The organism is Bilifractor sp. LCP21S3_A7 (genome assembly GCF_052118825.1).
In the GTDB taxonomy this organism is placed as follows: domain Bacteria; phylum Bacillota; class Clostridia; order Lachnospirales; family Lachnospiraceae; genus Bilifractor.
In genome coordinates, this window is the sequence record NZ_JBQKGL010000009.1 from 147,218 (window position 1) to 154,201 (window position 6,984).

Sequence of the window (6,984 nt, forward strand, 5' to 3'; positions counted from 1 at the left end):
TACACACGCTTCGCGTGCGACGATCCTGTCTGCGTTTTCGAAGAGCTTATACAGTAAATATAACAATCGACGGAATGCGTAGAAAATGGGGGGAGGGCAGTTGTGAAATCGTACGAAAAAATAACGATATTTATGAAAAAGATACATTTGAGACCAAAATATGGTATTATTTTATAGATAATGATTTATAGAAGATAGGATGCCTTCATCGCAGGGCATTGTATGGGTAACTGGCTTTTTGATAGGCAGTCTCAGGGAGGCAGACTGGCGGTAAGACAGGGAAGTCTGACATCAAAGGGTTTATGTATTATGAAAAGTATAGAGACAGGCGGGAACTTTATTACCCCGATAAAGTCCTGGAAGGAAGAGGGGAATTCCTTTAACCATAAGGTTAGGTCTATCACATCAAATGAAGACAATTTTGAATCAATCAGCGGAACCGGCAGCATCCCGTTTCAGGATGTATTTCGCACTGCGGTCGATCAGGTGAAGACAACGCAGGCCGATGTGGAGAATAAGCAGTATCTGCTCGCTACCGGCCAGCTTGAGGATGCCCACAGTCTTCCGATTGCCGAGGCAAAAGCTCAGGTTTCGCTTGATATGCTCATTTCACTTCGCAACAAGGCAATCGAATCCTATAATGAACTGATAAAAATGAATATCTGATGTCAGACTGGGGCAAATACTCCGGTCTGTTTGTCGTTTGAGCAAAAAGGATTTTTCACCTGATTTTTATCATGGATCAGGTGCAGCTGTAAGGATATGCAAAGATCAGTTGCGGCTGTAGGATTATGCAAAAATATGATTAAGGGATTAGACATTGAATAAAGCAAAGGAAGCTTGGCAGAATCTGGATACTGCTGCGAAGAGGCTGCTGGTTATTGTGCTGATCTGCGGCATTGCGTTTGTGGCAATCGGCACAGTTCTGATAAACCGAAGTTCCAGAAAAACGGAATATACGACATTGTTCACCGGTCTGAGTCAGGACGAGGCAAAGGATATTGTCGGGGAGATTCAGGATAAGGGTACGAAATATCTGTACGATGCTTCTACAGGGACGATACAGGTACCTCAGGAAGACGCAGATAAGCTGCGTGCCGAGATGCTGAGCGAAGGATATCCGAAGAGCGGTTTTACATACAGTATGTATGTGAGCAATTCAAATATCATGGCCACAGAATCGGATAAGAAGCAGTACTCCCTGTATGATCTGCAGGACCGTCTCGGGGCAACGATTCGCCTGTTTGATGGTGTTCAGGACGCAAAGGTCACGATTGCGGAAGGTGACAGTGACAGTTACGTGCTGGATGAGAACGGTGATACAAACGATTCGGACAAAATGGACGCATCCGCATCCGTTGTCGTAACGATGCAGAGGGGAGAAACTCTTAACGAAAAGAATGCAGATGCGATTCGAAATCTGGTTGCCCGGTCAGTGAACGGTATAAATTTTACAAATGTTTCGGTATTTGATGCGGCGACAATGACGGAAGTGGGCGGAAGTACGAGCAGTTCCTCTTCCGGCACCGGTGCGGTCAACGATATGACAACGGAAGTAGAGGAAAATATTGCCGCAAATGTAAAAAGAGTACTCGGAAAAATTTACAAAGAAGATAATGTCGAGGTTTCGGTGCGGGGCATCCTGAATCCCTCCAGTACGATATCGGAAGACACCCGTTATTCCGTCCCTGTACAATCCGGGTCGGATGATAAGGAGGGGTTATTATCCAAAGAGGATGAGAGCAATGCCTATTCCGGCAATAATGCGTCAGGAGCATCAGGAGTAGCCGGGAGCGATGCAAATGCGGACACACCGGAATATACAACCAACGACGGTACAGCAGCCGGCAATAATGGTAATTTCGATTCCTCTGCATCCAGGGAGTGGCTCTACAACACACAAAAACAGCAGGTGCAGACAGACGCCGGATCACTGGAGGACTGTACGGTTGCAGTTGTGATCGATACGGATGACACAACTGTGTCAGAGGATGATCTGACGAATCTGATCGCGGATGCCGCGGGAATCAGCCGGGAGGACGCGCCAGACAAAATTACGATTGTTCGTTCAAAAATCACAAAAGCTGTATCACCGACTCCCATTCCGGAGAATGAGGATACAGAAGCGGAGGAGGACCTGCTGACGAGACTGCTGCCTGCCGCGATTGCGGTGGCAGGGCTTCTTGTACTAATCATTGTTATTCTGCTCCTTCTCAGAAAAAAGAAGAAGGACAGAGAAAGACAGCTCGAAGAGGAAGAAATCCTGAGAGCACAGGAAGAAGAGCAGGAGGCAAGAAGAAGAGAAGAGGCATCAAAGACCGAACACAGAAAGACACCGACTCAGGAAGAAATGGCATTAAATGAGCATGTAGAACGCGGCATGCAGCTGAAGGACAGCATCGGGGATTTCGTCGATGATAATCCGCAGGCGGCAGCCAAACTGATACAGAGCTGGCTGCGGGAGGGAGATGACAGCAGTGGAAGAAAACACAAAAAGTAAGCCGGATGTCGGCTCCACTGCCTGGCTGACGAACAAGCAGAAGGCGGCAATGGTAATAATATCTCTCGGCGCAGACAAGGCATCAGAAATCTACAAGTATCTGCAGGAGAGAGATATCGAGGATCTGACATATGAGGTTGCAAGGCTCGGACAGAGCACGAACTCACAGGTGGAAGGAGCCCTCGATGAATTTTACAAGCTTTGTCTCACGCATAAAATGATGACAGATGGCGGACTGGAGTACGCCAGAACCGTCCTGGAGAAGGCTTTTGGAGAAAGTACGGCAAGAAACCTGCTGGACAAGGTTTCGAAGACACTGCAGTCCCGTCCCTTCAATTTTCTGAGCAAGGGCGATCCGAAGGCAATGATCAGCCTGATGCAGAATGAGAGACCGCAGGTAATCGCGCTTATTCTATCCTATCTGGATGCAGAGCTCGCGGCGAATGTCATGATGAATCTTCCGGATGACAAGAGGCTGGACACCATCTCTGTGATGGCAAAGATGGACCGGGTCTCCCCGGAGGCAATCTCCCTCGTAGAAAGCGAGATGAAGCGTAAGTTTGATACGATTATCACGAGCGAAGATAATATGAATATCGGAGGCCTTGATTATGCCGCGGATGTAATGAATCATATCGACCGCAGTACAGAAAAGCGGATCTTCGATGATATGGAAAAGGTTGATCCGGATCTTGCATCCGAGATCAGGGACCGTATGTTTGTATTTGAAGATATTCTCGGCATGGATGACAGGTCGATACAGCGGTTTATTCGTGAATGTGATACGAAGAATATCGTGTATGCTCTGAAGACCGCAACCGATGACATGAAGCAGGTCTTCTTCAACAATATGTCAAAACGTATGGCCGAGACGGTGTCTTCTGACATGGAGACAACCAATAATGTCCGTCTGAGAGACGTAGAAGAGGCACAGCAGAAGATTGTCAATCTCATCAGGAAACTGGAAGACCAGGGAGAACTGATCATTAATAAGGGAGGCTCTGACGAGGATGTTATTGTCTAATCGTATTGTAAGAGCGGGAACTCCTATAGAGGCAAAGGAATTCATCCCGGCTGTTCTGGAAGATGAAGATACCGTCCGTGTTTCGGAGATGACTCTGGAGGAGGCCTGCACCGGTGATCCGGGCGCGGGAAGTCCGTTGAATCCGGAGGCGGAGAAGAACAGCAAAATTGCGAATGCGGAAGCTTCGGCGGAGAAGATACTTGAAAACGCCCGTATTGAGGCCGAAGAGATCCGAAAAGAGGCTTCACGGAAAGGATATGAGGAAGGCTACGCCAGAGGCAGAGAAGAAGGTGCGGATCTTCTTCGCAGGCAGGGAGAACAGGAAAAGGAGGAGTTTCAGAAGGAACTCTGTGATGCGCTGGAAAACTACGGCAGGATCAAGAAAAAACTGCTGGACCGGTATCTGGATGAACTGACTGCCTTCGCCCTTGCAGTGGTGGAGAAGGTGATTCATGTGAGCCTTCGTTCAAGCGGCAAGGTAATCGCAAGAATGATTACAATGGAGGCGGAAAAGCACAAGAAAACCGCTTTTGTCAAGATTTATATGGATCGCATAGATTATGAAAGTACGGCGGAGGTAGACGCTGATCTGACCGAGGAGCTGTCAAATCTTTCCGACAATATCAAGTTTGTCGTGCTGGATAATGAACCCGAGGGAAGCGTAATCATGGAGACACCGGAGGAAATCGTGGATCTTGGAGTCGCCACGCAGATGAGAAATATCCGGAGCAGACTGAAGGAAGTTCACCTGGAAAGCAGGGATGACGATGTATGAAAAGCTTACCGAGATAGTGAGGAATACCGAGACCATCAGTCACATCGGGAAGATTGAAAATGTCATCGGTTTATCGATTGAAGCTTCCGGGGGAAAATGTGCAATCGGCGATATCGTGAGGATCTACAGTGAGGAACTCGGACGTGAAATTAATGCCGAGGTGGTAGGATTTCACGATGAAAAGATACAGCTGATGCCCTATGAATCCAGCAGCGGCATTACATCAGGAAGCTTTGTCCGGGATACAGGACACCGTCTCCGGATTCCTGTCGGCAACTTCCTGAAGGGAAGAATCATAAATGCCGTCGGGCATCCGATTGACGGAGGCAGCGCTTTTCCTGAAGAGTGCAGCTATTACACTGTGAACAGCACATACAGCAATCCGCTGAGCCGACCTCCGATCCGCGACAGACTGGATATCGGCGTGAAGGCAATTGACGGTCTGAATACCATAGGGAAGGGACAGCGTATTGGTATTTTTGCCGGATCCGGCGTCGGAAAAAGTACTTTGATGGGGATGATCGCCAAGAACGTGAAAGCGGATATCAACGTGATTGCTCTTGTCGGAGAAAGAGGCCGTGAGGTTCTGGAATTTGTCCAGAAGGATCTGGGCGAGGAGGGGATGAAGAGAACCGTTCTCGTGGCGGCCACTTCAGATCAGCCGTCGATGATGCGCCTGAAATGTCCGCTCGTCGCCACAACGATAGCAGAATATTTCAGAGACCAGGGACTGGATGTTCTTCTGATGATGGATTCACTCACACGTTTTGCTATGGCTCAGAGAGAAATCGGTCTTGCCACAGGGGAACCTCCGATTGCGAGAGGCTATACACCTTCGATTTACTCGGAATTTCCGAAGCTTCTGGAACGGGCGGGGAAGTTCAGCCGGGGATCCATAACCGGTATCTACACAGTTTTGGTTGAGGGAGACGACACCAACGAACCCATCGCCGACACCGTGCGGGGTATTCTGGATGGACATATCGTGCTGTCGAGATCACTGGCGGCACAGAATCATTACCCGGCAATAGATATCGGGGCATCTATCTCAAGACTTATGGTGGAGCTGGTATCCGATGAGCACAGAAAAATGGCATCTCAGATGCGGAATATCCTCGGACTTTACAAGAAAAATGCGGACCTGATCGCAATCGGCGCATACAAGGAGGGAACCAACCCTTCACTTGACGAGGCAATCCGGAAATATCCGGCGATCAGGCGGTTTCTGATGCAGGGTACCAGGGAGAGCTTCAGCTACGATGAGATGCTTCAGGAGATGCGTCGGGCACTCGGCTGACGGGGCAGACAGCACAGCAGGGAGATCGGACTATGAAGAAATTCCGGTATTCACTGGAATCCGTTCTGAACTATAAGGAACAGATCCTTGAAAGGATAACAGACGAGTATGCGGAATGTCAGCTCCGTGTACGGCGCAAGGAGGAGGAGATCTCGGTACTGCGGACAAAGCAGTATCGTCTCATGCAGTCCTTTGATGATGTCAAGCAGAAGGGGGCTGCGATAGAGAGATATCTGGTGTATTCAGCGATGATCGAAGCCGCCGGCAATGCGATTGAGTACAGGAAAGACCAGCTGGCAGTGCTCCGGAGAGAAGAGGAAGCAAAAAAGAAAGAAGTTGTTGATGCCACAGTTGATGTAAAGAAATTTGTCCGCCTGAAAGAAAAGAAATACAGAGAATATCAGCAGGCTATGCAGAAAGAGGAAGAGGCTTTTATTGAAGAATTTGTCCAGAACGCGGCATCGAGGAAGAATTGAAGAATTTGTCCGGAACGCGGCATCTGAGAAGAATTGAAGAATTTGTCCGGAACGCGGCATCGGGGAAGAATTGAAGAATTTGTCCGGAACGCAGCATCGCGGAAGATGGGGAGCTGCGAAAATAAATCAGCAATTTGAGAACATGTATAATACAGAAAGACAGCAAAACAGGAGGGGGAGAGCGGCATGAATCAGGTCGCGAATATCAAAATAGAAACGAAAAGTTTCGTGAAACGTCCGGATTTAAAGCAGGCAAATTATGAAGGTACAGAGGGATTTGCCGGACTTATTGCGGATTTACGCAGCAAACAGGACCTGGATGCGCAAAAGACCTCCGATGCAAACCCATCTAAACAGCACTTTGCAAAGCCCGGAGGGAATGGTATATCGGTCAGAGAAAACTCAGCGACAGGCAGGAACGTTTCGGATCCGGAGGGTACGGAAGAGCAGGCCTCGGGATCCAAAGAAGAAAAACCGGGAATCCGGGAGAGTGAATTTGCCGCCGAAGCCATCGCGCAGTCAACAGTGCTCTGGCAGGCCGGAGGATGCGGTGCGGATGCCGGACTCACCGAAGGCTCCTCGCAGAATCCTGGTGAAGAGGTGAAGACAGTTGCTGCCCATGCGGGGAAAGAGGAGGGCATCGCCGCCGCGGGGAAGTATGAGGTTCAAGGGAGAGAGGCGGATACCGGACAGGAACAGAACACATGGGAAAATGCCACTTTGACCGCGCTGAAGGATGAAAAGTCCGCATCGGTTTCCGGAAATCCCGGGGCCAGCCCGGATCATGCGGAACATTTTTCAGCTGCCCATGCGGGGAAAGAGGAGGGCATCGCCGCCGCGGGGAAGTATGAGGTTCAAGGGAGAGAGGCGGATACCGGACAGGAACAGAACACATGGGAAAATGCCACTTTG

Annotated in this window: 7 protein-coding genes; all 7 read left to right on the forward strand. The window is 49.2% G+C overall.

Annotated features, from left to right (window positions below; translation table 11 throughout):
- The first annotated feature begins 309 nt into the window (after nucleotides 1–309).
- Nucleotides 310–666 carry a flagellar hook-basal body complex protein FliE gene (fliE, locus tag ACTQ1O_RS09865; RefSeq protein ID WP_441487118.1) on the forward strand — a complete coding sequence of 119 codons (357 nt, stop codon included), beginning with the start codon at nucleotides 310–312 and terminating at the stop codon, nucleotides 664–666.
- Between the two features lie 154 nt (nucleotides 667–820).
- The gene (gene fliF / locus ACTQ1O_RS09870) at nucleotides 821–2,500 is read left to right on the forward strand and encodes a flagellar basal-body MS-ring/collar protein FliF (RefSeq protein WP_441487119.1); all 1,680 of its coding nucleotides are present in this window, start codon (nucleotides 821–823) and stop codon (nucleotides 2,498–2,500) included.
- The gene (gene fliG, locus ACTQ1O_RS09875; RefSeq protein ID WP_441487120.1) at nucleotides 2,478–3,524 is read left to right on the forward strand and encodes a flagellar motor switch protein FliG; all 1,047 of its coding nucleotides are present in this window, start codon (nucleotides 2,478–2,480) and stop codon (nucleotides 3,522–3,524) included. Before fliF ends, fliG begins: the two co-directional genes overlap by 23 nt.
- The gene (locus ACTQ1O_RS09880; protein WP_441487121.1) at nucleotides 3,511–4,299 is read left to right on the forward strand and encodes a FliH/SctL family protein; all 789 of its coding nucleotides are present in this window, start codon (nucleotides 3,511–3,513) and stop codon (nucleotides 4,297–4,299) included. The genes fliG and ACTQ1O_RS09880 overlap by 14 nt, the downstream gene beginning before the upstream one ends.
- Nucleotides 4,292–5,596, forward strand: coding sequence for a FliI/YscN family ATPase (locus tag ACTQ1O_RS09885; RefSeq protein ID WP_441487122.1), 1,305 nt, complete (start codon nucleotides 4,292–4,294; stop codon nucleotides 5,594–5,596). The genes ACTQ1O_RS09880 and ACTQ1O_RS09885 overlap by 8 nt, the downstream gene beginning before the upstream one ends.
- A gap of 32 nt (nucleotides 5,597–5,628) precedes the next feature.
- Nucleotides 5,629–6,072 (forward strand): flagellar export protein FliJ, encoded by a 444-nt coding sequence (locus ACTQ1O_RS09890; protein ID WP_441487123.1) that lies wholly within the window; start codon nucleotides 5,629–5,631, stop codon nucleotides 6,070–6,072.
- Between the two features lie 186 nt (nucleotides 6,073–6,258).
- A partial coding sequence (locus ACTQ1O_RS09895; RefSeq protein ID WP_441487124.1) for a hypothetical protein occupies nucleotides 6,259–6,984 on the forward strand: 726 nt, incomplete at its 3' end.